Below are 26,248 nucleotides of genomic sequence, written 5' to 3' on the forward strand. Positions count from 1 at the left end.
GGCGCTTTCGGAAGATCTTATGCCTGTTGAAGATCTTGCTGGTCGAGTCTGACAGACCGTCGTGCGGCTCGCGAGGTGTTCTGTTCACTTGTGTGGTGCGGGAGTTGTGCAAGGTCAGATGACGATCGCGGTCGCTCCCTCGATGTCCACGACGTCGACTTCCTGCCCCACCTCGTAGACGCGGCCGGTGTCGAGTGCGCGCGCCGACCAGACCTCTCCGGCGAGCTTGATCCGGCCGCCGGAGCCGTCGACGCGCTCCAGCACGACGGCCTGCTTGCCCTTCAACGCGTCGATGCCGGTGGCGAGTCGGGGGCCCTGCTTGCTGTGCCGGATCGCGATGGGGCGTACGACGGCGATGAGGGCGACGGAGACGACGATGAAGACGAGCACCTGGGCGACGGCTCCGAAGCCGAGGCCCGCGACGATCGCGGCGGCCACGGCGCCGACCGCGAACATGCCGAACTCGGGCATCGCGGTCACCACGAGCGGGATTCCGAGCGCTGCCGCGCCGACGAGCCACCACACCCACGCGTCGATGTCGTTCACACGGTCATGGTAGGGCCGCAGGTCCTGTTGCGGACAGGGCGCACAGGGGCAGGACCGGGGCAGGGCCAGAACGACCGGGGGTCAGGATCGGGGCAGAAACCGGGACGGGTCAGGACAGCGGCAGGCCCTGGGCCGTCCAGCGGTCGCCGACCTGTTCCACGACGAGCGGGAGGCCGAAGCAGAGGGAGAGGTTGCGGGAGCTGAGTTCCAGCTCGACCGGGCCAGCGGCGAGGATCTTGCCCTGGCGGATCATGAGGACGTGGGTGAAGCCGGGGGCGATCTCCTCGACGTGGTGCGTGACCATGATCATCGAGGGGGCGATGGGGTCGCGGGCGAGCCGGCCGAGTCGGCGTACGAGGTCCTCGCGGCCGCCGAGGTCGAGGCCGGCGGCGGGCTCGTCGAGGAGCAGCAGCTCGGGGTCGGTCATCAGGGCGCGGGCGATGAGGACGCGCTTGCGTTCGCCCTCGGAGAGGGTGCCGAACCTGCGCTCCAGGTAGTCGCTCATGCCGAGGCGGTCGAGGAAGGCGCGGGCGCGCTGCTCGTCGACGTCCTCGTACTCCTCCTGCCAGCCGGCCGTCATGCCGTAGGCGGCGGTGAGGACGGTCTGCAGGACGGTCTGGCGCTTGGGGAGCTTGTCGGCCAGGGCGATGCCGGCCATGCCGACGCGCGGGCGCAGCTCGAAGACGTCGGTGCCGGGCTTGCCGAGGGTCTCGCCGAGGACGGAGACGGTGCCGGCGCTGGGGAAGAGGTAGGTGGAGGCGATGTTCAGGAGGGTCGTCTTGCCGGCCCCGTTGGGACCGAGGATGACCCAGCGCTCGCCCTCCTTGACCGACCAGGAGACCTGGTCCACGAGAGCCCGGCCCTCACGGACCACGGTTACGTCCTGAAGCTCCAGAACATCGCTCATGAGCGCGTTGTCTCCCCTTGCAGTGTGGCCGGTCGGTTGTCGCGGACGCCTGTGGCTCGGACCGCCGCGCGTAGGTGGGCGCGGCCCCCTCGGGAAAATCTACGCCACCGGTCGGGCGGACCGTTCCATCGGTCCGGTCCTTAGGCTGGGGGCATGTTCTCGGAACCGCGCTCTGGTCGCCTTGCCGCTTGGGGAAATGCCCTGTTGGCCGGATTTGTATCGCCGGACGACGCCGTCGTCGCCATCGTCGGCGAGGACGCCGTGCACCGGGTGGAGGGGCTGCCCGGTGAGTCGGCGCCCGTCGGGCTCACGCTCGCGCTGGGGCGGCTGCGGGCGCTCGGGGTGAGCGGGATGCGGGTGGCGCTGCCCGCTCCCGGGCATCCGCTGGGGCTGAGCGGGCCGCCCGAGTTCAACGCGCGTGCGTTGGAGGCGGAGGAGGCGGTGGTCGGTTACGGCGCCGGGTACGGGCTGGTGCCCGAGGTGTACGAGGCGGGACCCGACGGTGATGTGCACGTCGAGGTCGTGTGGCACTGCCTGCCGGTGCGGGAGGCGCCGCCGGCCGATGTGCCGTCGCTGGGCGAGGCGGAGCGGGAGCTGGCGGAGGCGCTGCGGGATGCCACGGTGGTGTTGTCGCGGCTGGACCTGGCGGGGTCGGGGCCGGTGGCGGAGGCGGCGATCGACGCGTACCGGGCGCGGGCCGACCGGGGGCGGGAGGTGCTGGCGCCGGGGTATCCGCCTCGGGCGGTGCGGGTGTTGGAGATGGCGCGGCGGGTGGGGTTGCTGGTGTCGCTGGCGTACGAGAACGGGCCGGGTGGGGCGGTGAGTTCGGCTGAGATGGCGGTGCGGGCGGAGGCGTTGCGGCCGGTTGAGCGGACGGCTCGGCGGGCGCAGGTCGCTGCGTACAACTCCGTTGTGGAGGCGCGGGAGCGGGGGGTGCGGTGAGGGTGGGTTTCTGGTCGGCGTCTGCTGGTGTGAGCGGTGCTGGGGGCTGCCGCCCCCAGGCCCCCGCTATCGGCCCTTGAGGGCCTCGTCCTCAAACGCCGGACAGGCTGAGTTGTCCTGACCGGTGCCTCGTCCTCAAACGCCGGACGGGCTGACACAGCAGGGCCCACGCGTCGTCGTCGACGTGTGGGCCCTGCTTGCGCTTCGGCGGTGAGGTCAGTGGTTGACGCCCGTGTTGCCGAAGGCCGGGTTCAGCAGGGCGATGAGGTTGGCGGTGTTGCCGACCACGTTGACGGGGACGTTGACCGGGACCTGGACGGTGTTGCCCGAGCCGACGCCCGGCGACTTCACGGCCGCGCCTTCCGCGCCCGCGTCTGCGACGGCCGCACCGGCCGAGGCGCCTGCGGCGATACCGGCGACGGTGAGGGCCACGGCGGCCTTCCTGGCGATGTTCATGGGTTGCGTTCCTCCTGCGGTTGCGTGTCCGACCCGGCCGCGGGTCGTGCGCTGCCCAACGTGGAGGCCGTCCGCGACGGTGCGGGGAGTGAGCGCAACAGAGCTCGTTCGGATCATTGGAGCGACAAGCAGACCGGCCTCCCCGGTGGGGGCCGGGGAGGCCGGAGGTCACTGCGGGTCCGGACGGGACCTCAGCGGTCGGGACCTCAGTGGTTGAGACCCAGGTTGCCGAAGGCCGGGTTCAGCGCGCCGATGACGTTCACGCTGTTGCCGACGACGTTGACCGGGACGTGGACCGGGGCCTGGACGAGGTTGCCCGAGACGACGCCCGGCGAGCCCTTGGCCTCGCCGAGGGCGGTGGCGCCGTCGGTGGCGGAGGCCATGCCGGCACCCGCGGCCATCAGCCCGCCGGCCACCATCGTCACGGCCGCTGCCTTCTTCAGGTTCTTCACTTCTGACCCCTCCTAGCGATTGCCGCGGCAATCGCCGCGGCACGCACTGGAGAACGCCGGAGAGCGGCGAAGGATGCGCCATCCGGGGGACATTCCCACGACGGTATGAATCTCGGATCGGAAGTTAACCTTCCATGTTGCCGGCCGGTCCGTGTCAGTCGGCCATGCCATGGCGTACGGCCCACAGCGCGGCCTGGGTGCGGTCCGCGAGGTCGAGCTTCATCAGGATGTTCGAGACGTGTGTCTTGACCGTCTTCTCGGAGAGGACCAGGGCGCGGGCGATCTCGCGGTTGGAGCGGCCGTCCGTGATCAGGCCGAGCACCTCGCGCTCCCGTTCGGTGAGCGAACCGCCTCTCCCCTGGCCCGAGTTGGCCTCGTCCTGGGAGAGGAGCGCGCCGGCGACCTCCGGCTGGAGCAGGATGTGGCCGGCGTGGACCGAGCGGATGGCGCCGGCGAGGGCGTCGGGGTCCACGTCCTTGTAGACGTACCCGGCGGCGCCCGCGCGCAGGGCCGGGACGACCGTGCGCTGTTCGGTGAAGCTGGTGACGATCAGCACGCGTGCGGGGTTGTCGAGTTCGCGGAGTCTGCGGAGGGCCTCGACGCCGTCCATGCCGGGCATCTTGACGTCCATCAGGACGACGTCGGGCTTCAGCTCCTCGGCGCGGGCGACTCCTTCGGCGCCGTCGGCGGCCTCGCCGACGACCTCTATGTCGTCCTGCACTTCGAGGAAGGTGCGCAGGCCCCGGCGGACGACCTGGTGGTCGTCGACGAGCAGCACCTTGATCGGGTCAGCCACCGGGAGCCTCCAGCTCGATCGTGGTGCCCTTGCCGGGCGCCGAGTGCACCGTGAGCGTGCCGCCGATCCCGCTCGCGCGGTCCCGCATCGACACCAGGCCCAGGTGGCGGCCGGCCCGGCGGACCGTCGTCGGGTCGAAGCCGGCGCCGTCGTCCGAGACGCGCAGGACCGTGTCCTGGCCGCGCTTGCGGAGGGTGACCTCGACCCGCTCGGCGCCGGAGTGGCGCAGCGCGTTGTGCAGGGCCTCCTGGGCGACCCGCAGCAGGGCCTCCTCCTGGGCGGCGGGCAGGGCGCGGACGCCGTGGCTCGTGAAGGTCACGCGCGCGGCGTGAGCGCGGTCGAGGACCTGGATGTGGGTGCGGAGGGTGGCCACGAGGCCGTCCTCGTCGAGGGCGGCGGGCCGCAACTCCACTACTGCGGCGCGCAGTTCGTCGGCCGCCTCGGCGGCGAGGGCGGCGACCTGCTGCAACTCGCCCTTCGCGCGGGAGGGGTCGCGGTCGACGAGGGCGGCGGCGGCCTGGGCCGTGAGGCGCAGGGAGAACAGCTTCTGGCTGACCGCGTCGTGCAACTCGTGGGCCAGCCGCGAGCGTTCCTCGGCGATGGTCAGTTCGCGGCTGCGCTCGTACAGGCGGGCGTTGGTGAGGGCTATCGCCGCGTGCTGGGCGAGGATCGAGAGCAGTTCCTCGTCGTCCTCGGTGAAGCCGCAACTGCCGTCGGGCTTGGGGCACGGGGGGTGTGGGGGGTTTCCCCCCACAGGACGCAGCTTGTTCGCGAGGAAGAGGGCGCCGATGACCTCGTCGCCGTCGCGGATGGGCAGGCCCAGGAAGTCGGACATCTCGGGGTGGGCGGACGGCCAGCCCTCGAAGCGGGCGTCCTTGCGGACGTCGGCGAGGCGCTCGGGCCGGGCCTCGTGCAGCATCGCCGCCAGGATGCCGTGCTGGCGGGGCAGGGGGCCGATGGCCTTCCACTGCTTGTCGCTGATGCCGTCGACGACGAACTGGGCGAACCCGCCGTGATCGTCGGGGACGCCGAGGGCGGCGTACCGCGCGTTCAGCAGTTCACGGGCGGAGGCGACGATCGTCTTGAGGACGTCGCGCACCTCCAGGTGCCTGCTCATGGCCAGCAGCGCGGAACTCACCGCGGCGAGGCCGGACCGGGGGCCTTGGTTCATGTCCTCACGATACCGGCGGGGTGTGACACCGCGGATCGGTCCTGTGACACCGCGACCTGGGACGGGAGACCTAGGGCTGAGGTCCCGGGGTGCGGGGGTCCAGGGCTCGGGGAGCGGGTGTGCGGGCGTACGCCGAAGGTCCTGCGCGGTTGCGTCCCGGGTCCGAGGCGGGGGTGGGGGGCCGGTTCCTACGTTGGGGTCGTCGCCGAGTGGCGGCGGTCTGACGAGGGGACGGTTGTCATGCCGGTAGCGATCATCACGGGAGCGTCGAAGGGGCTGGGGCGAGCGCTGGCCCGGGCGCTGGCCGCGCGGGGGTGGGATCTGGTGCTCGACGCCAGGACGCCGGAGGTGCTGAAGGCCACAGCGGCGGCCGTGGCGTCGTACGGGAACCGGGTCGAGGCCCGCGCGGGGGATGTCACGGATCCGGGGCACCGGGCCGAGCTGGTGGCTGCCGCCCGGCAGCTCGGGGGCTGCGACCTGCTGGTGAACAACGCGAGCGCGCTGGGGGCCGAGCCGCTGGTGCGGCTGGCGGAGCTGCCGCTGGACGGGCTGCGGCGGGCGCTGGAGGTGAACGTCGTGGCGGCGCTGGGGCTGGTCCAGGAGGCGCTGCCGCTGCTGCGCGGGGCGCGGGCGGGCGCGGTGATCACCGTCAGTTCGGACGCGGCCGCCGAGGCGTACGGGACGTGGGGCGGTTACGGGGCGTCCAAGGCGGCCCTGGACCGGCTCGCGGCGGTGCTCGGCGTGGAGGAGCCGGGGCTGCGGGTGTGGGCGGTGGACCCCGGGGACATGGCCACGGACCTGTACGCGGCGGCCGTACCGGACGACGACGAGCCGCGGCCCGGGCCGGACAGTGTGGCGCCGGCTTTTCTGCGGCTGCTGGACGAGCGGCCGGCGAGCGGGCGGTACGGGGCTCAGGCGCTGCTGGAGGGAGGGCGATGACGCTGGCCGTGCAGGTGCCGGAGGAGTTGTCGGCGCGGGTGCCGGCCGAGCAGCGCGGGCCGGGACGGGACCGCGGTGATGTGCGGCTGCTGGTGTCGCGGGGGACGGAGGTGGCGCATCACGCGTTCCGGGAACTGCCGTGTCTGTTGCGGGCCGGGGACCTGCTGGTGGTGAACACCTCGCCGACGCTGGCGGCGGCCGTGAACGGGCGGATCTGGCACACCCGCGTGGTGGTGCACTTCTCCACGCGCGGGGACGACGGCCGGTGGGCCGTGGAGCTGCGGGAGCCGGACGGGAAGGGCACCACCCGCGCGCGTGCGGGTGGACCGGTGGGGGCTCAGGTGCGGCTGCCCGGGGGTGTGCGGTTGGTGCTGGAGGAGCCGCTGAGTCCGGGGAGCGGGCGGTTGTGGTGGGCGCGGGTGTCGCCCGGTGGGGCGGTGCCCGGGCTGCTGCGGGAGCACGGGCGTCCCATCCGTTACTCCTATACGGAGCGGGACCAGCCGCTGTCCGTCTACCAGACGGTGTTCGCGCTGCCGTCGGCCGTCGGGGCGGGCAGCGCGGAGATGCCGAGTGCGGCGCGGCCCTTCACTGCTGGGCTGGTGGCGGAGCTGGTGAGCCGGGGGGTGCGGTTCGCGCCGATCACGCTGCACACCGGGGTCGCCTCGGCGGAGGTGCACGAGCCGCCGTATCCGGAGCGGTTCGCGGTGCCGGAGGCGTCGGCGCGGCTGATCAACGCGGTGCGGGCGGAGGGCGGGCGGGTGGTGGCGGTGGGGACGACGGCGGTGCGGGCCGTGGAGTCGGCGGCCGGGGCGGACGGGGTCGTACGCGCGCGTGCGGGGTGGACGGATCTCGTCGTCACTCCCGCGCGCGGGGTGCGGGTGGTGGACGGGCTGCTGACCGGGCTGCACGAGCCGGAGGCCTCGCATCTGCTGATGCTGGAGGCGGTGGCGGGGCGGGCCTCGATCGACCGCGGCTACGACGAGGCGCTGCGCGGGCTCTATCTGTGGCACGAGTTCGGGGACGTGCACCTCATCCTCCCCGAGGAGCACTGACACAGAGCGTTGCTTTGGCAACTCGCGGTGAGAACGGGGTGGGGTCCCTGTGAGCCGGCGCATAGGGCGCAGGTCACCTACGAGGGTCAATAGGAGATAAAGGGGTCCGGCATGAGCGGGGCAGATAGCTCTATCTGTCCCGTTTTGCCCTTCCCTCATCCACTATCGAGGATCGTAGGTCACACCTTTGCGTGTCCTTTTTGCGGCAGCTAAGAATGGTTCTCGTCGCTCAGCGCCGTGGGTTCTCCCCGGCGGCGCCCGTGCCTCAAGCACCCGCTGTCCGCCGTCGGACGAAGAGAGCGACCTCCCCTATTCGAAGAGGTCCTTCCGCTATGCCCAAGAACACGCACAAGATCGCGATCGCGGGTGCCGCCACCCTCGGCGCCGCCGCCCTCGCCTTCTCCGTGGTGCCGGCCGACGCGCAGACGACCACTACGGGCGCCGTCTCCACGTCCCGGGTCGCCTACGGCTCCGCGCCGGTCCAGGACGTCAAGGCCAGCGTGACCGACCAGCTGGCCGGAGCGAGCGTGAAGGCCGACGCCATCGAGGCGAAGAAGAAGGCCGCCGCTGCCGCCGCCGCGAAGAAGAAGGCCGCAGCAGCGAAGGCCGTCGCCGCGAAGGCCGCTGCCGCGAAGAAGAAGGCGGCCGCCGAGGCCGCCGCCAAGAAGAAGGCCGCCGCCGCGCGCAAGGCGAAGGAGGCCGCGAGCCGGTCCGCCAAGCGCGCCGCGATCAAGAAGGCCGTCGGCAAGACCTACGCCAACAACCTCGACGGCTGGATCAAGCGCTCCCTGGACATCATGAAGTCCAAGGGCATTCCGGGCAGCTACCACGGCCTGCACAAGAACATCATGCGGGAGTCCTCGGGCAACCCGAACGCGATCAACAACTGGGACATCAACGCCATCAACGGCATCCCGTCCAAGGGCCTGCTCCAGGTGATCCCGCCGACCTTCAGCGCGTACCACGTGCCCGGTACGTCCTGGAACATCTACGACCCGGTCGCCAACATCACCGCCGCTGCGAACTACGCGGCCGACCGGTACGGCTCGATCGACAACGTCAACAGCGCGTACTGAGCCACCTCCACGCGCCGATGGGCGGCACCCCGTAACAGGGGTGCCGCCCATCGGCGTACTACGAGCCGTCGGCGTACTGCGGGAACGGCTACTTGCGCATGACCTCGGGCTCGTGGCGGCGCAGGAAGCGGGCCACGAAGAAGCCGCAGATCACGCCGAGGGCGATCAGCGCGGCCATGTCCAGGCCCCAGGCGCCGACGGTGTGCTCCCACAGCGGGTCCGTCGCGCCGCCGTCCTTCGGCGGGCTGATCTTGTTGAAGTCCAGCGTGGCGCCGGCGGCCGCGACGGCCCAGCGAGACGGCATCAGGTACGAGAACTCGTTGACGCCGACCGCGCCGTTCAGGCTGAACAGACAGCCGGTGAACACGACCTGGATGATCGCGAACATGACCAGCAGCGGCATGGTCTTCTCGGCCGTCTTCACCAGCGACGAGATGACCAGGCCGAACATCATCGAGGTGAAGCCCAGCGCCATGATCGGGATCGAGAGCTCGACCAGGGTGGCGCTGCCGAGGACCAGGCCCTCCGTCGGGATCTCCCGGCTCGCGAAGCCGATCACGCCGACCAGCAGGCCCTGGAGCACGGTGACGACGCCGAGCACGAACACCTTGGACATCAGGTACGCGGAGCGCGACAGGCCGGTCGCGCGTTCCCGCTCGTAGATGACCCGTTCCTTGATCAGCTCGCGGACGGAGTTCGCCGCGCCCGCGAAGCAGGCGCCGACCGCGAGGATCAGCAGGACGGTGGTGGCCGTGCCGTTGGGGATGATCCGCCCGGACTTCGGGTTGACCGGGTTGGGCAGCAGGCTGTTGCCGGAGTCGATGAGCAGGCTCACCGCGCCGAGGACGGCCGGCAGGATCACCGTCAGCGCCAGGAAGCCCTTGTCGGAGACGATCACCGAGACATAGCGGCGCACCAGTGTGACGAACTGGGACATCCAGCCCTGCGGCTTCGGCGGCTTCATCGCCTGCATCGGCGGCATCTGTACGGACTGCGGCGCGATGGCGTCGATGTCCGCGGCGTACATCTGGTAGTGCTGCGAGCCCTTCCAGCGGCCCGCCCAGTCGTAGTCGCGGTAGTTCTCGAAGGCGGAGAAGACGTCGGCCCAGGTGTCGTAGCCGAAGAAGTTCAGTGCCTCCTCGGGCGGGCCGAAGTAGGCGACCGAGCCGCCCGGGGCCATCACCAGGAGCTTGTCGCAGATCGCCAGCTCGGCCACGGAGTGCGTGACGACGAGGACCGTGCGGCCGTCGTCGGCGAGGCCGCGCAGCAACTGCATGACGTCGCGGTCCATGCCCGGGTCGAGGCCCGACGTGGGCTCGTCCAGGAAGATCAGCGACGGCTTGGTGAGCAGCTCCAGGGCCACCGAGACGCGCTTGCGCTGGCCACCGGAGAGGGAGGTGATCTTCTTCTCTTTGTGGATGTCGAGCTTGAGCTCGCGCAGCACCTCGTCGATGCGGGCGTCGCGCTCGGCGCCCGTGGTGTCGGCGGGGAAGCGGAGCTTGGCCGCGTACTTGAGGGCCCGCTTGACGGTCAGTTCCTTGTGCAGGATGTCGTCCTGCGGGACCAGGCCGATGCGCTGACGCAGTTCGGCGAACTGCTTGTAGAGGTTGCGGTTGTCGTAGAGCACGTCGCCCTGGTTGGCGGGCCGGTAGCCGGTGAGCGCCTTGAGCAGGGTGGACTTGCCGGAACCGGACGGTCCGATGACCGCGATCAGCGACTTCTCGGGGACGCCGAAGGAGACGTCCTTGAGGATCTGCTTGCCGCCGTCGACCGTGACGGTCAGGTGGCGGGCCGAGAAGGAGACCTCACCGGTGTCGACGAACTCCTCGAGCCGGTCGCCGACGATCCGGAACGTCGAGTGGCCGACGCCGACGACGTCGGTCGGGCCCAACTGGACCGAGCCGCCCTTGGCGATCGGCTGGCCGTTGACGTAGGTGCCGTTGTGCGAGCCGAGGTCGCGGATCTCCATGCGGCCGTCGGGCGTCGAGTGGAACTCGGCGTGGTTGCGCGAGACCTGCAGGTCGGAGACGACCAGCTCGTTCTCCAGGGCACGGCCGATGCGCATCACGCGGCCGAGGGAGAACTGGTGGAACGTGGTGGGGCTGCGGTCGCCGTAGACCGGCGGCGCCCCCGCGCCACCACCGGGAACCTTCTGGGCATGGCTTTCGGCCGGTCCCTGCTGCTGCGGGACCTGCGGTGCGGCCTGCTGCGGCTGCTGCCAGCCGGCCTGCGCGGGCGGCGTGCCCTGCGCGGCCTGCGGCTGCGGGGCCTGCTGGGCCGCCCAGCCCGGGTTCGCGGCCTGCGCGGCGTACGGCTGCTGCTGAGGCTGCGCGGCGGGCGCCTGCGCTCCCGCTCCCGTCAGGTTCAGCCGCGGCCCGTCGGTCGCGTTGCCCAGGTGCAGCGCCGAGCCAGGGCCGACCTCCAGCCGCTGGACCCGCTGGCCCTGCGCCCACGTGCCGTTGGTGCTGCCATGGTCCTCGACGACCCAACTGCGGCCGTTGAAGCTGACCGTGGCGTGACGCCAGGAGACCCTGGCGTCGTCTAGGACGACGTCCCCCTGCGGATCACGTCCGAGGGTGTATGTCCTGGACGGATCGAGCGTCCAGGTGCGTCCGTTCAATTCCAGTACGAGTTCCGGCACTCCAGCCCCACTGAGTTGTCCCCCGATTTAGCCCCATCGACGGGGAGTCTAGGGATGTCGAACATCGGGGGGAACTATTTCAGTAGCGGCCCCCTGACCGAAAGTCGGGCCTTGTGAAGAGCGTGCGTGAGCGTATCGGCCGTTCCCGTTGACGGGGTTGAAACCGGACCGGAGAGTGGTAAAAGCACGCGAGGGGGGACGGAAGCGGCGATCTTCGCCGCTGCGCACCGCGGATCGGGGGGTCTGCATGAGGGCCGGCACGGGTGTCGAGGGCAGTGGGAGCGCGACGCGTGGTGGGGGCGTGCCGTGGACGGACGTACTGCTGGCCGCCGTCGCCGCGGTGAGCTGGGCGTTGATCGGGATGGCGGGGACGGCGGCGCTCGGGCTGCATCTGCTGGAGGCGGACTCCGCGGGCTCGTTGGGCCCGATGACGGCCGCGGTGGTGGCCCTGGGGGCCGGGGGCTCGGTCACTCCGTCCGGCGACGTGTCCGCCTTCGGACTCACGGGCGCGCAGGCGACCACGGCCATCGAGATCACGCCATTGGGGGTGAGCCTGGTGGGTGCGCTGCTGCTGTCGTGGTTCTTCCTGCGGTCCCTGCGCGCGGCGGGAGTTGTGATCGCCCCGGCCGAACTCCTCGCGCGCGTCGGCGCGGTGGTCGCGCTGTTCGTGGCGATGCTCGGCGGGCTGGCCTGGGCGGGGCACGACGTCATCACGCTCGACGGGGCCTCGCTGGGTCTGGGTGATCTGCCCGGCGGGGGCGGGGGCGGCGCGGGAAGTGGCGGGGGTCTGGACATTCCCGGGCTCGGGGATATCGGGGACATCGGTGGGCTGCTGCCCGACCGGCTCGGCGATCTGGTCGACGCGAAGGCCGCGGTCGGCTTCACCGTCGACACGGCGCCCACGCTGCTCGGCGGCCTCGGCTGGTGCCTAGGCATCCTGCTGATCGCCCTGCTGGCCTCGCGCAGAACGCCGCTGCCGCGCGGCTGGGAGGCGGTGCACCGCGTGGTGCGGCCGGCGGTGTCCGCCGTGGTCACGGTGCTGCTGGTGGCGGTCGCGGCCGGGTTCACCGCGGCGGCGTACGCGGCGATCGGCGACGACCACCCCCGGCGGATCGCGGGAGCGGCGCTGCTCGGCGCCCCGAACGGGGTCTGGCTGGGCATCCCGCTCGGCCTGTTCGTCCCGTGGGACGGCCACGCGACGGGAGCCCTGACGAACCTCCTCCCGTCCCCGCTCGACGACCTCCTACGCCTCGGCACCGACCGGCCGGTGACACTGGGCCGCCTGGCCGAACTGGACGGCCGGGTGTGGCTGCTGGGCGTGGCGGCGGCCCTGATGATGCTGCTGGCGGGGGTGCTTACGGCTGTACGGACGCCGGTGGGTGGGGCGGAAGTCGGTGCAGGGGGCGGAGGAGCTGGCGGCGGCGTGATGGGTGGCGGGTCTCGGTCATGGAGGCGTGGGGTCGGGGGGTTCGTGGGGCGTTGTGCTGTGCGGGTGGGGGTAGTGGGTGCGTTGGCGTTGCCGTTGGTCGTCTGGCTGACGGAGGTGTCCGTGGACGCCTCGCTGTCCGTGCTGGGGTTCGATGCGTTCGGGGCCGGGGTCGCGTTGCACGGGCGCTTCGGTGCGGCGCTGTTGCTGGGCGCCGTGTGGGGTGCGGGGGCGGGGGCCGCCGGTGCGTTGCTGGCGTGTGTCACGGGGGCGGCGGGGCGGTGGGCGGCGCCGCTGGCACGGGGTGACCTGGGGGGTGTGGCGGCGGAGGTTTCCGGCGCGGGCCGTGGGCTTTCGGGGCACGCCGGTGACCGGGCGGGGCCGTACGCGCCGAGTACGTCGTACCGGGCGCCGAATCCGGCGACCAACCCCTACCTGCGGCTCCCGGAAGGGCTGCTGGACGTGCAGGACGCACGGCCGGAGCCGGAGCCGGAGCCGGCGCAGCGCGAAGGCGGCGGGAGCGAGCGATCGAGGCCGGGGCCGGGGCAGCGCGAAGGCGGCGGGAGCGAGCGATCGAGGCCGGGGCCGGGGCCGGGGCCGTACGAGAGTTCGCGGCCGGGCGAGCCCTCGGCGACGGACGGGCGTCCGGACGACGTCTACGGCGCACCGACCGTGGTCCGGCCGATCGGACCGCCTCCCCGCTTGCCGCGTCGGCCTCCTGGCCGGCGGCCGTCGTCCGGCCCGGACGAGGGGCCGCCTCCCCCACCGCCTGTTCCTCCCCCGCCCCCGCCGAGGGGGTCGCGGTGACGGTCGCGGTCGGCTGTTGGGGTGTTCGCCACCCCGCCGCCATTCACTGTTCCCCGTCCGTCAGGCGGACCTGAGCGGCGGAAGGCACTGGGTGCCGGATACGGTGGGTACACCATGAGCGCTTTGCAGACTTCGTCCCCCGACGTCCCCACGCTCCTTGTCAAGATCTTCGGCAAGGACAGACCGGGCATCACGGCCGGCCTCTTCGACACCCTCGCCGCCTACTCCGTCGACGTGGTCGACATCGAGCAGGTCGTCACCCGAGGCCGGATGGTGCTGTGCGCGCTCGTGACCGAGCCGCAGGCCGGCCTCGAGGGGGACCTGCGGTCGACGGTCCACAGCTGGGCCGAGTCGATGAAGATGCAGGCGGAGATCATCTCCGGTCTCGGCGACAACCGGCCGCGCGGCCTCGGACGGTCGCTGGTCACCGTGCTCGGGCATCCGCTCACCGCGCGGGCCACGGCGGCGATCGCCGCGAAGATCACGAAGGCCGGCGGCAACATCGACCGTGTCTTCCGGCTGGCCAAGTACCCGGTCACCGCCGTCGAGTTCGCCGTCTCCGGGGTGAAGACCGAGCCGTTGCGCACCGCCCTGGTCACGGACGCGGCGGTGCTCGGTGTGGACGTCGCCGTGGTGGACGCGGGGCTGTACCGGCGGGCCCAGCGGCTCGTCGTCATGGACGTCGACTCCACTCTCATCCAGGACGAGGTGATCGAGCTCTTCGCCGCGCACGCCGGCTGCGAGGACAAGGTCGCCGAGGTGACGGCGGCCGCGATGCGCGGTGAGCTCGACTTCGAGCAGTCGCTGCACGCGCGCGTGGCGCTGCTGGCGGGGCTGGACGCCTCGGTCGTGGACAAGGTGCGCGCCGAGGTGCGGCTGACGCCGGGTGCGCGCACGCTGATCCGGACGCTGAAGCGGCTCGGCTACCAGGTGGGCGTCGTCTCCGGTGGTTTCACCCAGGTCACCGACGATCTGCAGGAGCGGCTCGGGCTGGACTTCGCCCAGGCCAACACGCTGGAGATCATCGACGGCAAGCTGACCGGCAGGGTCACCGGCGAGATCGTGGACCGTGCGGGCAAGGCTCGGCTTCTGCGCAGGTTCGCCGCCGAGGCGGGCGTACCGCTGTCACAGACCGTGGCGATCGGTGACGGCGCCAATGACTTGGACATGCTCAACGCGGCCGGTCTCGGGGTCGCCTTCAACGCCAAGCCGGTGGTGCGCGAGGCGGCGCACACGGCGGTGAACGTGCCGTTCCTGGACACCGTCCTGTATCTGCTGGGCATCACCCGCGAAGAGGTCGAGGCCGCGGAGACGCACGACGAGCAGTAGCCCGGTGCTGAGCGAGCGGTAACCCGGGGCCGGGATACCGTCGGCCGCGAAATGTGACACATCCGCCCGGGAGTGTCACATTCGCGGAACTGGGACCCGGCTGCCCGTGGATTCGCCAGCAGCATCCCGTCGGCGGTGCCGGGCCCCGGCGCGCGGTGGGCTACTCGGAGGGCGCCCAGTAGTCGAGCAGCGTGGCCGTGCCCGGTTCCAGGGACTTCCAGGTGCCGTCGAAGGAGACGACGACGAAGGCGGCGGCCGGGAACCCGCGGCGGTGCATCCGCTCGCCCGCGTCACCGGCGGCCTGGCCGGACAGGACGTCGGCGAGTCCCTGGACGCCCGGGTTGTGGCCGATCAGGACGAGGTTGCGCACGTCGTCGGGTGTCTCGTTGAGCAGGGCGATCAGCTCGCCCGGCGTGGCCTCGTAGATCCGCTCCTCGTAGACGGTTTTCGGCCGCTGTGGGAACTCCTGGACGGCGAGCTTCCACGTCTCCCGGGTGCGGACCGCGGTGGAGCACAGGGCCAGGTCGAAGGGGATGCCGGTGTCGGTCAGCCTGTGTCCGGCGACGGCGGCGTCCTTACGCCCCCGTTCAGCGAGCGGGCGCTCGTGGTCGGTCACCTGGGGCCAGTCGGCTTTCGCATGGCGGAAGAGGACGATCCTGCGGGGTTCTGCGACGCTCATGAGTCCCAGCTTCGCATGAAACAGGCCATGGGGCGCAGGGAGTTGACATGCGGCTTCACCAGCGGTCCGAAGGCGGCCGGAGCCGCCCTCGCGGGGTGCGACAGGCACCGTCCTAGCGTGCGATCAGTTGCTGCACGCGCTCGACGAGCTGGGTGATCGCCGGGTCGCCGGTGGCCGCGTGGGCGTCGGCCGGGTTCAGTATCAGCACGAACAGGGTGATGAAGGCGAGGGTCGGCAGGGCGAGGGCCCACCAGGGCAGCCGGGTGCCGACGCCGCCCGAGGTGGCCGACTGGGGCCGGGTGTGCGTTGGGGCCGACATGGGTGCCTCCGCTGTCTTCGAGTGGTCCGGCGTCCGTCCGAGGTCCGTGGACGTCCGTGGACCGTGGCAGGTGTTTCCGCGTCGCGGTCACAACTCGAAGTTACGGAATCGGCGGCCCCCAACCCATCCGGAGATCCACCCACTTGACCCTGACCTCCACCCCCTAGGGGACAGGGGGGTTAACCCCACCCCCGCTCCCTTCCCCTGGTACAGCGGGGCCGGGCGATCAGGGTGAGGCGATGGTCGCGATGACGGCGATGATCACGAAGATGGCGAAGAACGAGCCGAAGACGAGCAGCATCTTCTTCTGGCCGTTCTGCGGATTCGGGTCGAGCAGAGGCATACGGCCAAGTCTCGCACCCCGCGCCCGTGACGCCTCCTCCGGGGTCAGCGGGCGGCTTCCGCCTCCCACCCGTGCGGTCAAGCCCACCAGGACGCCCACGACCGTCTGCGGGACCATCAGGGCCGCCATGAGGGCGAGGGGCAGGCCCCAGCCGCCGCTGTGCTGGTAGAGCACACCCACCAGGAGCGGGCCGGGGACGGAGATCAGGTAGCCGGTGCTCTGCGCGAAGGCCGACAGCTGGGCCACGCCCGCGCCGGTCCTGGCACGCATCCCGACCACCGTGAGGGCCAGAGGGAAGGCGCAGTTGGCGACGCCCAGCAGCAGGGCCCAGCCACAGGCACCGCCGACGGGCGCGAGGTACAGGCCGGCGTATCCGACGAGTCCGCAGTCCCCGAGCGCGACCACGATCGGGCCCTGGTGCGGCAGCCGGGTGGCGACGCGCGGGATGACGAAGGCCAGGGGCACGCCCATCGCCATCGTCACGGCGAGGAGCAGTCCGGCCGTGCTCGCGGGCACGCCCGCGTCCCGGAAGATCTGCGGCTCCGGCCCATGGTGATGCAGGCGGCGGTGACCTGGAGACCGAAGAAGACGGCGAGCGCCCAGGCGGTACGGCTCCTGGTGATGCGCAGCGGGACCGACGGCGTCCGCACGCGCGCGTGGATCTGCGGATCGACTCGCACCGCTCGCTCCCCCGAAGCCCCCGACGCCCCGGCCCCCTCGGCTCCTCCCGCATGTCCGCCGTCCCCGTACCGCCCGGCACCATGTCCCGGTCCCGGGCCAGTGCCAGTGCCAGTGCCAGTGCCAGTGCCAGTGCCGGCCACGGCAGGACGGCCGCCGCCGCCAGGGTCGCCCACACCGCGAGGCCGGTCTGCCAACTGCCGCCCAGTGCCTCGGTCATGGGCACGGTGATGGCGGCGGCGGTCGACGTGCCGAGCGCCAGGGCCATCGAGTACAGGCCGGTCACGGAGCCGACCCGGTCGGGAAAGTGCCGCTTGACGATGACCGGCATCAGGACGTTGCCGACGGCGATGCCCATGAGGGCGAGGGCGCTGGCGGCGAGGAAGCCGGCCGTGCCGCCCAGGTAGGGGCGGACCAGCAGTCCCGCCGTGATGGCGGCCATGCCCGCGCACACCACCGCGCCCGGACCGAAGCGGCGGGCGAGACGGGGGGCCATGACGCCGAAGGCGGCGAAGCAGAGCGGCGGCACGGAGGCGAGGAGCTGACGCCGGAGACGTACATGGACCACACGCGGCTGGTGGACGCGATCCGCGCGGGCGACGCGGAGGCGGCCGCCGTCGAGGCGGCGGGCTGTCCGCTGCTGTGCAGGCCCGGGCGGTTCAGATCTTCCGGTGGCTGACCCAGGCCGAGCGGACTTCCTTCCAGCAGCGCCCGGTGAGCCGTACGGTCACGGCGGGCCCGGCGTCGGTGGGGGCGCCGTCGGCGTCGAGGTCCCACCAGCGGTCGCACTCGATGTGGAGGGTGACGCGGTCGGTGTCGGCGTAGGGGTTGTGGCAGTAGGCGACGACATGGGAGCCGTCGACGCTCGTGCGGCACTCCGCGCCGAACGGTTCGGGCTTCGCCTGCGCGTGGGAGAGGGCCTCATAGGGCGCGCAGAGCGCGAGCGCGACGACGGCGGTCACTGGGGCGAGGAAACGGGACAGGCGCACAAGACAACCTCCTCGGCAGGGCTGGGGAGGGCTGCGCGTGGGTGAACGCGCACTTCATCGTGCCTGGTCGCAGACCTCACCCGCCCGGCCAGATAGGCCGGACGGGTGACGGGTGTGACGGGTGAGCGGCAGCGTCACGCTCCGATGGCGTGCAGACCGCCGTCCACGTGGACGATCTCGCCCGTGGTCTTCGGGAACCAGTCGCTCAGCAGGGCGACGACGCCCTTGCCGGCCGGCTCGGGGTCCTTGAGGTCCCACTCGAGCGGGGAGCGCTCGTCCCAGACGGCGGCCAGGTCGGCGAAGCCGGGGATGGACTTGGCGGCCATCGAGCCGATCGGGCCCGCGGAGACGAGGTTGCAGCGGATGTTCTGCTTGCCCAGGTCGCGCGCCATGTAGCGGCTGGTGGCCTCCAGGGCGGCCTTGGCCGGGCCCATCCAGTCGTACTGCGGCCAGGCGAAGGACGCGTCGAAGGTGAGGCCGACGACCGAGCCGCCGTTCTGCATCAGCGGCAGGCAGGCCATGGTGAGCGACTTCAGGGAGAACGCCGAGACGTGCATGGCCGTGGCGACCGACTCGAACGGCGTGTTCAGGAAGTTGCCGCCCAGGGCGTCCTGCGGCGCGAAGCCGATGGAGTGCACGACCCCGTCGAGGCCGCCGAGCTCCTCGCCGACGATGTCGGCCAGCCGGGCGAGGTGCTCGTCGTTCGTCACGTCGAGCTCGATGACCTTGGTGGGCTTCGGCAGCTTCCTGGCGATGCGCTCGGTCAGCGTGGGCCGCGGGAACGCGGTCAGGATGATCTCGGCGCCCTGCTCCTGGGCCAGCTTGGCGGTGTGGAAGGCGATGGAGGACTCCATCAGCACACCGGTGATCAGGACGCGCTTGCCCTCGAGAATTCCGCTCATGGTGATCAGTGACCCATTCCCAGTCCGCCGTCAACGGGGATGACGGCTCCAGTGATGTACGAGGCGTCGTCCGAGGCGAGGAACCGCACCGTCGCGGCGATCTCCTCCGGCTGCGCGTACCGGCCGAGCGGGACCTGCGAGACGATGCCCGCGCGCTGCTCGTCGGTGAGCACCTTGGTCATGTCGGTGTCGACGAAGCCGGGCGCGACGACGTTGAAGGTGATGTTGCGCGATCCCAGCTCACGGGCGAGGGAGCGCGCGAAGCCGACCAGGGCGGCCTTGGAGGCGGCGTAGTTCGCCTGCCCGGGCGAGCCGTAGAGGCCCACGACCGACGAGATCAGCACGACGCGGCCCTTCTTGGCGCGCAGCATGCCGCGGTTGGCGCGCTTGACCACGCGGAAGGTGCCAGTGAGGTTGGTGTCGATGACCGAGGTGAAGTCGTCCTCGGACATGCGCATCAGGAGCTGGTCCTTGGTGACGCCCGCGTTGGCGATCAGGACCTCGACGGGGCCGTGCGCGGCCTCGATCTCCTTGTAGGCCTGCTCCACCTGCTCGGTGTCGGTGATGTCGCACCTGACCGCCAGGAAGCCGGCCGGCGGCTCACCCGACCGGTACGTGATCGCGACCTTGTCGCCGGCGTCGGCGAACGCGCGGGCGATGGCGAGGCCGATGCCCCGGTTTCCTCCGGTGACGAGAACCGAGCGGCTCAACGGATCACCCTTTCGATTGGGGTCTGACACACCCGCCCGAACACATGACGGCAGGCGGCTTCCCTCGAAACCTATCGGTCCATGTCGGGCCTCGGACATTCGGGCACCGACAGTGGCGCACGGGCCAGTCTGTGGGGTCTCTACAGAATGTTTGCGGACGCGGGGCGGAAAGGTGTGGTCCGGGGGCCGCCGGGCGCGACATGATCGAGGTCTTCACACTTGACGACACCAGGGAGAGACGTAGGTGCCCCATACCATCGATGAAAGTTTCACGGCCCTACCCCTGCGCGCCCTCGCCGACGCCGCTCTCGCACGCGCGCGTGCGCTGGGGGCGGACCACGCGGACTTCCGGTTCGAGCGGGTGCGCAGCGCCTCCTGGCGGCTGCGGGACGCCAAGCCCTCCGGGTCGTCGGACACGACCGACCTGGGGTACGCGGTGCGGGTGGTGCACGGCGGAACGTGGGGGTTCGCGTCCGGCGTGGACCTGACGATGGACGCCGCGGCCAAGGTCGCCTCGCAGGCCGTGGCGATGGCCAAGCTGTCCGCGCAGGTGATCAAGGCGGCCGGGTCGGACGAGCGTGTGGACCTGGCGGAGGAGCCGGTGCACGCCGAGAAGACGTGGGTGTCGTCGTACGAGATCGATCCGTTCAGCGTGCCCGACGAGGAGAAGGCGGCGCTGCTCGCGGACTGGAGCGCGCGGCTGCTGGCGGCGAGCGGGATCAGCCATGTGGACGCCTCGCTGCTCACCGTCCACGAGAACAAGTTCTACGCCGACACGGCCGGGACGGTGACGACCCAGCAGCGGGTGCGGCTGCACCCGGCGCTGACCGCGGTGTCGGTCGACGAGTCCAGCGGCGAGTTCGACTCGATGCGCACGATCGCGCCGCCCGTCGGACGCGGCTGGGAGTACCTCACCGGCACCGGCTGGGACTGGGACGACGAGCTGGCGCGGATCCCGGAGCTGCTCGCCGAGAAGATGCGCGCGCCGAGCGTCGAGGCGGGGCTGTACGACCTGGTGGTCGACCCGTCCAACCTGTGGCTGACGATCCACGAGTCCATCGGGCACGCCACGGAGCTGGACCGGGCACTCGGCTACGAGGCCGCCTACGCCGGCACCTCCTTCGCCACCTTCGACCAGCTCGGCAAGCTGCGCTACGGCTCGGACCTGATGAACGTCACGGGTGACCGCACCGCCGAGCACGGCCTGGCGACCGTCGGGTACGACGACGAGGGCGTCGCGGGCCAGTCCTGGGACCTGGTGAAGGACGGCACGCTCGTCGGCTACCAGTTGGACCGGCGGATCGCGAAGCTGACCGGGTTCGAGCGCTCCAACGGGTGCGCGTTCGCCGACTCCCCCGGCCATGTGCCGGTGCAGCGCATGGCCAACGTGTCGCTGCGGCCGGATCCGGCCGGGATGTCGACCGAGGATCTGATCGGCAGCGTCGACCGGGGCATCTACGTCGTCGGGGACCGGTCGTGGTCCATCGACATGCAGCGGTACAACTTCCAGTTCACCGGCCAGCGCTTCTTCAGGATCGAGAACGGGCGGATCACCGGGCAGCTGCGGGACGTGGCCTACCAGGCGACGACGACCGACTTCTGGGGCTCGATGGCGGCGGTGGGCGGCCCGCAGACGTACGTCCTCGGCGGCGCCTTCAACTGCGGCAAGGCCCAGCCGGGCCAGGTCGCGGCCGTGTCGCACGGCTGCCCGTCGGCCCTGTTCAAGGGAGTCAACATCCTCAACACCACGCAGGAGGCCGGTCGATGAGCGCCCGTAGCATCAAGCCGCACGAGGTCGTCGAGCGGGCCCTCGCGCTGTCGCGGGCCGACGGCTGTGTCGTCATCGCCGACGAGCAGTCGACGGCCAACCTGCGCTGGGCGGGCAACGCACTGACGACCAACGGCGTCACGCGCGGGCGCACGCTCACCGTGATCGCCACGGTCGACGGCAAGGAGGGCGCCGCCACCGGTGTCGTCTCGCGGGCCGCGGTCACCGCGGACGACCTGGAGTCCCTCGTCCGGGCGGCCGAGGCCGCCGCGCACGGTGCGGGCCCCGCCGAGGACGCGCAGCCGCTGGTCACGGGTGTGGCGCAGTCCCCCGAGTTCACGGAGGCGCCCGCGGAGACCTCGTCGGCGGTGTTCGCGGACTTCGCGCCCGCTCTGGGCGAGGCGTTCGCACGCGCGCGTGCGGGCGGCCGGGAGCTGTACGGGTTCGCCAACCACGAGCTGGTCTCGACGTACCTGGGCACGTCGACCGGGCTGCGGCTGCGGCACGACCAGCCGAACGGGACACTGGAGCTCAACGCCAAGTCGCCGGACCGTACGCGCTCGGCGTGGGCGGGGCGCTCGACGCGGGACTTCAAGGACGTCGACCCGGCGGCGCTCGACGCCGAGCTGGCCGTCCGGCTGGGCTGGGCCGAGCGGCGGATCGAGCTGCCCGCCGGGCGGTACGAGACGCTGCTGCCGCCGACCGCGGTGGCCGACCTGATGATCTACCAGATGTGGTCGGCGTCGGGCCGGGACGCGACCGAGGGCCGGACGGTGTTCTCCAAGCCCGGCGGCGGCACCCGGCTCGGCGAGAAGCTGACCGACCTGCCGCTGACGCTGCGCAGCGACCCGAACGAGGCGGGCCTGGAGTCGGCACCGTTCGTCATCGCGCACTCCTCCGGCGGCGACCAGTCGGTCTTCGACAACGGGCTGCCGGTGCGGCCCACCGAGTGGGTCGGCGGGGGCGAGCTGAAGCACCTGACGACCACCCGGCACAGCGCGGCGCTGACCGGCCTGCCGTCGGCTCCTGGGGCCGACAACCTGATCCTGGACGGCGGCGCGGACCGCTCCCTGGAGGAGATGGTGTCGAGCACCGCGCGCGGGCTGCTGCTGACCTGCCTGTGGTACATCCGCGAGGTCGACCCGGCGACCCTGCTGCTCACCGGTCTGACCCGGGACGGCGTCTACCTCGTCGAGGACGGCGAGGTCGTCGGCGAGGTGAACAACTTCCGGTTCAACGAGTCGCCGGTCGGCCTGCTGGGGCGGGCGACGGAGGCGGGGCGTACGGAGAAGACGCTGCCCCGCGAGTGGAGCGACTGGTTCACCAGGGCCGCGATGCCCGCGCTGCGGGTGCCGGACTTCAATATGAGCTCTGTCAGTCAGGGCGTATAACCTCGTACCTGATTCGCGAGACCACTCAGGATTCACGAGACCACCCAAGGAGATACGAGAACCGTGACGGACATCGTCGACGAGCTGAAGTGGCGCGGCCTGTGGGCCCTGTCCACCGACGAGGACGCTTTGCGCAAGGCGCTCGCGGACGGTCCCGTCACGTTCTATTGCGGTTTCGACCCCACCGCGGCCAGCCTGCACGTCGGCCACCTGGTGCAGGTGCTCACCATGCGCCGGCTCCAGCTGGCGGGCCTGCGTCCGCTGGCCCTGGTGGGCGGGGCGACCGGCCAGATCGGCGACCCGCGCCCCACGGCGGAGCGCACGCTGAACGACCCGGAGACGGTCGCGAACTGGGTGACCCGGCTGCGCGGGCAGATCGAGCCGTTCCTGTCCTTCGAGGGCGAGAACGCCGCGGTGATGGTCAACAACCTGGACTGGACGGCCGGGCTGTCGGCCATCGAGTTCCTGCGGGACATCGGCAAGCACTTCCGCGTCAACAAGATGCTGACCAAGGACTCGGTGGCCCGGCGGCTGGAGTCCCAGGAGGGCATCAGCTACACGGAGTTCAGTTACCAGCTGCTCCAGGGCATGGACTTCCTGGAGCTGTACCGCCGCTACGGCTGCACGCTCCAGCAGGGCGGCAGCGACCAGTGGGGCAACCTGACGGCGGGCCTGGACCTGATCCACCGGCTGGAGCCGGAGGCCGAGGCGCACTGTCTGGCGACGCCGCTGATGGTCAAGGCGGACGGCACCAAGTTCGGCAAGACCGAGGGCGGCGCCGTCTGGCTCGACCCGGAGATGACGACGCCGTACGCGTTCTACCAGTTCTGGCTGAACGTGGACGACCGGGACATCTCGACGTACCTGCGGATCCTGTCCTTCAGGTCCCGGGCGGAGCTGGAGGAGCTGGAGAAGCAGACGGAGGAACGTCCGCAGGCCCGGGCCGCCCAGCGGGCGCTGGCCGAGGAGCTGACGACGCTGGTGCACGGCGCCGACCAGACGGCCGCGGTGATCAACGCGTCCAAGGCCCTCTTCGGCCAGGGTGAGCTGGGCGACCTCGACGAGCGGACGCTGGCCGCGGCCCTGTCCGAGGTGCCGCACGTCCAGGTCGCCGAGCTGGGCCCGGTCGTGGATCTGTTCGCCGAGGTCGGCCTGGTGGCCAGCAAGTCCGCCGCGCGGCGGACCGTGAAGGAGGGCGGGGCCTACGTGAACAACGTCAAGGTCTCGGCCGAGGACGCGGTTCCCGTACCGGAGGACCTCCTGCACGGGCGGTGGCTGGTGCTGCGGCGGGGCAAGAAGAACCTGGCCGCCGTCCAGGTCACCGGCTGACCGGTCACCGGTCCAGTCCACCGGTCAGCGGCTGGCGCATACGACGAAGGGGGGCGGCTTCCCGAGCTTGGGAAGCCGCCCCTTCGTCGTATGCCTGCTCAGGCGCGCTGTTTTCCCTTGCCCAGCGTCGCCATGTAGAGCATGTCGCCCAGGGCGACGATGATGATCGCGGCGATCAACTGGAACAGGTGCCGGCTCCAGTCGATGCCCGACGTGACCTCGACCCCTGCCGCGCGGGCGATCGCGTTGCCCACGATCGCGCCCAGCATGCCGAAAATGGTGGTCAGCCAGAGCGGGCTGTGCTGCTTGCCCGGGATGATCGCCTTCGCGATCAGGCCCAGCACGAATCCCACGATGATCGCCCACAACCAGCCCATGGCTGCCTCCTCGTACGGCTCTACGTGAGCATTGCCCTCAGTGTCGGCGCGCTCACCGTACGGCGCATGTCGGGTACGGCCGTACGCGGGACGGCGCAGAACGGTCGCCCGGACGGGGTGCGACCCGGTCTCGAAGGCGACGCAGTCGCGGCGTACCGTGGAAAAGCGAGGAGAGCCGGGGAGAGGCCGATGCGGGCGGACGGTGGAATGTGATGCGGAAGCAGGGTGGCGGCGGCAACGCCGAGGTGTTCCGGATCACCGGTGCGCGGCAGGGTCTCCAGGACGATGTGCGGGGGCGGCAGCGGCGGTACATCATCTCCATGTCGGTGCGTACGGTGTCGGTGATCCTCGCGGCGACGTTGTGGAACGTGGAACGGCATGTGGCGATCGTGGCGCTGGTCCTGGGGGTCGTTCTCCCCTATGTCGCGGTGGTGGTCGCCAACGCCGGGCGGGAGAACGTGCCTTCGCTGCCGTCCACCTTTCTGACCGCGCCGGTGCGGCCGGCGCTCGCTCCGCCGCGGGTCGGGGACGACTCCGCGGAATCCGTTCCGGAAGGGCCGGAAAGGGCGGAAAGGGAAGGCTTCGCGGAGTCTCTCCGGGAGGAGCCGGCGCCCGGTCCCGCTGAGCGGCAGCCATGAACCGGCCATGAACGGGCTGTGCGCCAAGCTCAGGAAAAGCTCAGATCAATCATGTTGTTCCAGTGCCGTGGGAGTGGTCCGCCGTGACATACTTCGTACGCGCTCCGCATCCCCCGTCGGAGCGACGGACCGACGCCGGGCAGCTCCCCCCGTGGCTGCTCGGCGTCGCCTTTGTGTGCGGGTTTTCTGCGAGACGAAGCTGTGAGTGACGAGACGCCGATCTGTTCCGCCAAGGGCTGCCGTGCCGACGCGGTGTGGGTGTTGGCGTGGAACAACCCGAAGATCCATACGCCGGAGCGGCGCAAGACGTGGCTCGCGTGCGAGGAGCACCGGGAGCATCTGTCGCAGTTCCTCGGCGTGCGGGGCTTCCTCAAGGACGTCGTCCTGCTGACCGAGTGGGAGTCCTCGGCCCCGGAGCGTTCCTAGCCGCCGATCGCCGACATCGGCCGGTCCGGCTGGAGGAAGCTCGGGTCGTCCAGGCCCGAGCCCGCTTTCTTGCCCCACATCGCCAGGCGCCAGACGCGGGCTATCTCCTCGTCGGGGGCACCGGAGCGCAGGGCTGCTCTCAGGTCGGTCTCCTCGCGGGCGAAGAGGCAGGTGCGGACCTGGCCGTCGGCGGTGAGGCGGGTGCGGTCGCAGGCGGCGCAGAACGGGCGGGTGACGGAGGCGATGACGCCGACGCGGTGCGGGCCGCCGTCCACCAGCCAGCGTTCGGCCGGGGCCGAGCCGCGTTCGTCCTGGCCCTCGGGGGTGAGGTCGAAGCGGGTGCGCAGGGAGGCCAGGATGTCGCCGGCCGTGACCATGCCCTCGCGCTTCCAGCCGTGTTGCGCGTCGAGGGGCATCTGCTCGATGAAGCGCAGCTCGTAGCCGTTCTCTACGGCCCAGGCCAGGAGGTCCGGGGCTTCGTCCTCGTTCAGGCCGGGCATCAGGACCGAGTTGACCTTCACCGGGGTGAGGCCCGCCTCGCGGGCGGCTTCGAGGCCTTCGAGGACGTCCTTGTGGCGGTCCCGGCGGGTGAGGGTCTTGAAGACGTCCGGACGCAGGGTGTCGAGGGAGACGTTGACCCGGTCCAGGCCCACCGTCTTCAGGGCGGCGGCGGTGCGGCGCAGGCCGATGCCGTTCGTCGTCAGGGACGTCTGGGGGCGGGGCGTCATAGCCGCGACCCGCTCGACGATGCCGACGAGGCCCGGACGCAGCAGGGGCTCGCCTCCGGTGAAGCGGACCTCCTCGATGCCGAGCGTGGAGACCGCTATGTCGATCAGGCGGACGATCTCGTCGTCCGTGAGGAGGTCTGGCTTGGCCAGCCACTGCAGGCCCTCCTCGGGCATGCAGTAGGTGCAGCGCAGGTTGCACCGGTCGGTCAGCGAGACTCTCAGGTCGGTGGCCACTCGGCCATAGGTGTCGATGAGCACGTGGGCCCCCTCCCTCGCAGCGGATCGCAGTACTTTCCCGTCACTTGCGAGCCTACGTGACGCCACTGACAACACCAGGGCCCGATCCCACCAGGCAGGACGCGGCCGCGTCGTAGGGATCTACGACGCGGCCGCGGGAGGAGACGTGGTCAGTGGGTGGTCGCCGGGTGCCC

26 protein-coding genes and 2 pseudogenes are annotated in these 26,248 nt (G+C 71.3%); 12 read left to right on the forward strand and 16 right to left on the reverse strand.

Annotated elements, in window-relative coordinates; genetic code table 11:
- Positions 1-114 precede the first annotated feature (114 nt).
- Positions 115-546 carry an NfeD family protein gene (locus OG352_RS09385; protein WP_329215928.1) on the reverse strand — a complete coding sequence of 144 codons (432 nt, stop codon included), beginning with the start codon at positions 544-546 and terminating at the stop codon, positions 115-117.
- Positions 547-655: 109 nt separating this feature from the next.
- Entirely contained in the window at positions 656-1,453 is a 798-nt protein-coding gene (locus tag OG352_RS09390) for an ABC transporter ATP-binding protein (protein WP_329215929.1), read from the reverse strand.
- 153 nt (positions 1,454-1,606) lie between these two features.
- Between OG352_RS09390 and OG352_RS09395 the strand changes: the two genes are divergently transcribed.
- Positions 1,607-2,395, forward strand: a complete 789-nt coding sequence (locus OG352_RS09395) for a hypothetical protein (RefSeq protein ID WP_329215930.1) — start codon at positions 1,607-1,609, stop codon at positions 2,393-2,395.
- A 216-nt stretch (positions 2,396-2,611) separates the two neighbouring features.
- Here OG352_RS09395 and OG352_RS09400 read toward each other — a convergent pair whose 3' ends face one another.
- From OG352_RS09400 to OG352_RS09415, 4 genes are all read right to left on the reverse strand, one after another.
- Positions 2,612-2,851: a chaplin family protein gene (locus OG352_RS09400; protein ID WP_329215931.1), complete on the reverse strand. Its 240-nt coding sequence runs from the start codon at positions 2,849-2,851 to the stop codon at positions 2,612-2,614.
- A gap of 206 nt (positions 2,852-3,057) precedes the next feature.
- The gene (gene chpE, locus OG352_RS09405; protein WP_329215932.1) at positions 3,058-3,303 is read right to left on the reverse strand and encodes a chaplin ChpE; all 246 of its coding nucleotides are present in this window, start codon (positions 3,301-3,303) and stop codon (positions 3,058-3,060) included.
- Positions 3,304-3,457: 154 nt separating this feature from the next.
- Positions 3,458-4,099, reverse strand: coding sequence for a response regulator transcription factor (locus OG352_RS09410; RefSeq protein WP_329215933.1), 642 nt, complete (start codon positions 4,097-4,099; stop codon positions 3,458-3,460).
- On the reverse strand, positions 4,092-5,270 hold the full coding sequence (locus tag OG352_RS09415; protein ID WP_329215934.1) for a GAF domain-containing sensor histidine kinase: 1,179 nt from the start codon (positions 5,268-5,270) through the stop codon (positions 4,092-4,094). The genes OG352_RS09410 and OG352_RS09415 overlap by 8 nt, the downstream gene beginning before the upstream one ends.
- Positions 5,271-5,510: 240 nt before the next feature.
- Between OG352_RS09415 and OG352_RS09420 the strand changes: the two genes are divergently transcribed.
- The 3 genes from OG352_RS09420 (at position 5,511) to OG352_RS09430 (ending at position 8,337) form a co-directional block, all read left to right on the forward strand.
- Complete coding sequence (locus tag OG352_RS09420; RefSeq protein ID WP_329215935.1) at positions 5,511-6,209, forward strand: SDR family NAD(P)-dependent oxidoreductase; 699 nt, start codon at positions 5,511-5,513, stop codon at positions 6,207-6,209.
- Complete coding sequence (locus tag OG352_RS09425) at positions 6,206-7,261, forward strand: S-adenosylmethionine:tRNA ribosyltransferase-isomerase (protein WP_329215936.1); 1,056 nt, start codon at positions 6,206-6,208, stop codon at positions 7,259-7,261. The genes OG352_RS09420 and OG352_RS09425 overlap by 4 nt, the downstream gene beginning before the upstream one ends.
- Positions 7,262-7,593: 332 nt before the next feature.
- Positions 7,594-8,337, forward strand: coding sequence for a transglycosylase SLT domain-containing protein (locus OG352_RS09430; RefSeq protein WP_329215937.1), 744 nt, complete (start codon positions 7,594-7,596; stop codon positions 8,335-8,337).
- Positions 8,338-8,425: 88 nt separating this feature from the next.
- On the opposite strand, the gene OG352_RS09435 is transcribed toward OG352_RS09430, so the two are convergent.
- Complete coding sequence (locus OG352_RS09435) at positions 8,426-10,978, reverse strand: ABC transporter ATP-binding protein/permease (RefSeq protein WP_329215938.1); 2,553 nt, start codon at positions 10,976-10,978, stop codon at positions 8,426-8,428.
- 247 nt (positions 10,979-11,225) lie between these two features.
- On the opposite strand from OG352_RS09435, the gene OG352_RS09440 reads away from it, so the two are divergent.
- Together OG352_RS09440 and serB are read left to right on the forward strand one after the other, a co-directional pair.
- Positions 11,226-13,211 carry a streptophobe family protein gene (locus tag OG352_RS09440; RefSeq protein WP_329215939.1) on the forward strand — a complete coding sequence of 662 codons (1,986 nt, stop codon included), beginning with the start codon at positions 11,226-11,228 and terminating at the stop codon, positions 13,209-13,211.
- A gap of 114 nt (positions 13,212-13,325) precedes the next feature.
- Complete coding sequence (gene serB, locus OG352_RS09445) at positions 13,326-14,540, forward strand: phosphoserine phosphatase SerB (protein WP_329215941.1); 1,215 nt, start codon at positions 13,326-13,328, stop codon at positions 14,538-14,540.
- 160 nt (positions 14,541-14,700) lie between these two features.
- On the opposite strand, the gene OG352_RS09450 is transcribed toward serB, so the two are convergent.
- From OG352_RS09450 to OG352_RS09465, 4 genes and pseudogenes are all read right to left on the reverse strand, one after another.
- Complete coding sequence (locus tag OG352_RS09450) at positions 14,701-15,219, reverse strand: SixA phosphatase family protein (RefSeq protein WP_329215943.1); 519 nt, start codon at positions 15,217-15,219, stop codon at positions 14,701-14,703.
- Between the two features lie 112 nt (positions 15,220-15,331).
- Positions 15,332-15,538 (reverse strand): hypothetical protein, encoded by a 207-nt coding sequence (locus OG352_RS09455; protein WP_329215944.1) that lies wholly within the window; start codon positions 15,536-15,538, stop codon positions 15,332-15,334.
- A gap of 226 nt (positions 15,539-15,764) precedes the next feature.
- On the reverse strand, positions 15,765-15,881 hold the full coding sequence (locus OG352_RS39950; RefSeq protein ID WP_443072191.1) for an SGM_5486 family transporter-associated protein: 117 nt from the start codon (positions 15,879-15,881) through the stop codon (positions 15,765-15,767).
- A 44-nt stretch (positions 15,882-15,925) separates the two neighbouring features.
- Positions 15,926-17,127 (reverse strand): annotated as a pseudogene (locus tag OG352_RS09465) (MFS transporter).
- Between OG352_RS09465 and OG352_RS09470 the strand changes: the two are divergent.
- Positions 17,092-17,238: pseudogene (locus tag OG352_RS09470) on the forward strand (GntR family transcriptional regulator); the annotation flags it as partial. The pseudogenes OG352_RS09465 and OG352_RS09470 sit on opposite strands and share 36 nt — an antisense overlap.
- Here the strand turns inward: OG352_RS09470 and OG352_RS09475 are convergent.
- The 3 genes from OG352_RS09475 to fabG all read right to left on the reverse strand — a co-directional run bounded on the left by OG352_RS09475 (position 17,219) and on the right by fabG (position 19,160).
- Entirely contained in the window at positions 17,219-17,548 is a 330-nt protein-coding gene (locus OG352_RS09475) for a hypothetical protein (RefSeq protein ID WP_329215945.1), read from the reverse strand. The pseudogene OG352_RS09470 and the gene OG352_RS09475 sit on opposite strands and share 20 nt — an antisense overlap.
- A gap of 134 nt (positions 17,549-17,682) precedes the next feature.
- Positions 17,683-18,450 (reverse strand): enoyl-ACP reductase FabI, encoded by a 768-nt coding sequence (fabI, locus tag OG352_RS09480; RefSeq protein WP_329215946.1) that lies wholly within the window; start codon positions 18,448-18,450, stop codon positions 17,683-17,685.
- A gap of 5 nt (positions 18,451-18,455) precedes the next feature.
- Positions 18,456-19,160, reverse strand: a complete 705-nt coding sequence (fabG, locus tag OG352_RS09485; RefSeq protein WP_329215947.1) for a 3-oxoacyl-[acyl-carrier-protein] reductase — start codon at positions 19,158-19,160, stop codon at positions 18,456-18,458.
- 244 nt (positions 19,161-19,404) lie between these two features.
- On the opposite strand from fabG, the gene OG352_RS09490 reads away from it, so the two are divergent.
- The 3 genes from OG352_RS09490 to tyrS all read left to right on the forward strand — a co-directional run bounded on the left by OG352_RS09490 (position 19,405) and on the right by tyrS (position 23,648).
- A complete protein-coding gene (locus OG352_RS09490; protein ID WP_329215949.1) occupies positions 19,405-20,928 on the forward strand; it encodes a TldD/PmbA family protein in 1,524 nt (507 codons plus the stop codon).
- Positions 20,925-22,319: a metallopeptidase TldD-related protein gene (locus OG352_RS09495; protein WP_329215951.1), complete on the forward strand. Its 1,395-nt coding sequence runs from the start codon at positions 20,925-20,927 to the stop codon at positions 22,317-22,319. Before OG352_RS09490 ends, OG352_RS09495 begins: the two co-directional genes overlap by 4 nt.
- Before the next feature lie 63 nt (positions 22,320-22,382).
- A complete protein-coding gene (gene tyrS, locus OG352_RS09500) occupies positions 22,383-23,648 on the forward strand; it encodes a tyrosine--tRNA ligase (RefSeq protein WP_329215953.1) in 1,266 nt (421 codons plus the stop codon).
- Between the two features lie 98 nt (positions 23,649-23,746).
- Here tyrS and OG352_RS09505 read toward each other — a convergent pair whose 3' ends face one another.
- Positions 23,747-24,025 (reverse strand): GlsB/YeaQ/YmgE family stress response membrane protein, encoded by a 279-nt coding sequence (locus tag OG352_RS09505; protein WP_329215955.1) that lies wholly within the window; start codon positions 24,023-24,025, stop codon positions 23,747-23,749.
- Between the two features lie 212 nt (positions 24,026-24,237).
- Here OG352_RS09505 and OG352_RS09510 point away from each other — a divergent pair, with 212 nt between their 5' ends.
- Both OG352_RS09510 and OG352_RS09515 read left to right on the forward strand, forming a co-directional pair.
- The gene (locus OG352_RS09510; RefSeq protein ID WP_329215957.1) at positions 24,238-24,663 is read left to right on the forward strand and encodes a DUF3099 domain-containing protein; all 426 of its coding nucleotides are present in this window, start codon (positions 24,238-24,240) and stop codon (positions 24,661-24,663) included.
- 201 nt (positions 24,664-24,864) lie between these two features.
- Positions 24,865-25,089 (forward strand): hypothetical protein, encoded by a 225-nt coding sequence (locus OG352_RS09515; RefSeq protein ID WP_329215959.1) that lies wholly within the window; start codon positions 24,865-24,867, stop codon positions 25,087-25,089.
- Here the strand turns inward: OG352_RS09515 and moaA are convergent.
- The gene (gene moaA / locus OG352_RS09520; protein WP_329215961.1) at positions 25,086-26,075 is read right to left on the reverse strand and encodes a GTP 3',8-cyclase MoaA; all 990 of its coding nucleotides are present in this window, start codon (positions 26,073-26,075) and stop codon (positions 25,086-25,088) included. The genes OG352_RS09515 and moaA overlap by 4 nt on opposite strands.
- Positions 26,076-26,248: the final 173 nt, after the last annotated feature.

Origin of the sequence: Streptomyces sp. NBC_01485, assembly GCF_036227125.1 — a bacterium.
Lineage (GTDB): Bacteria > Actinomycetota > Actinomycetes > Streptomycetales > Streptomycetaceae > Streptomyces.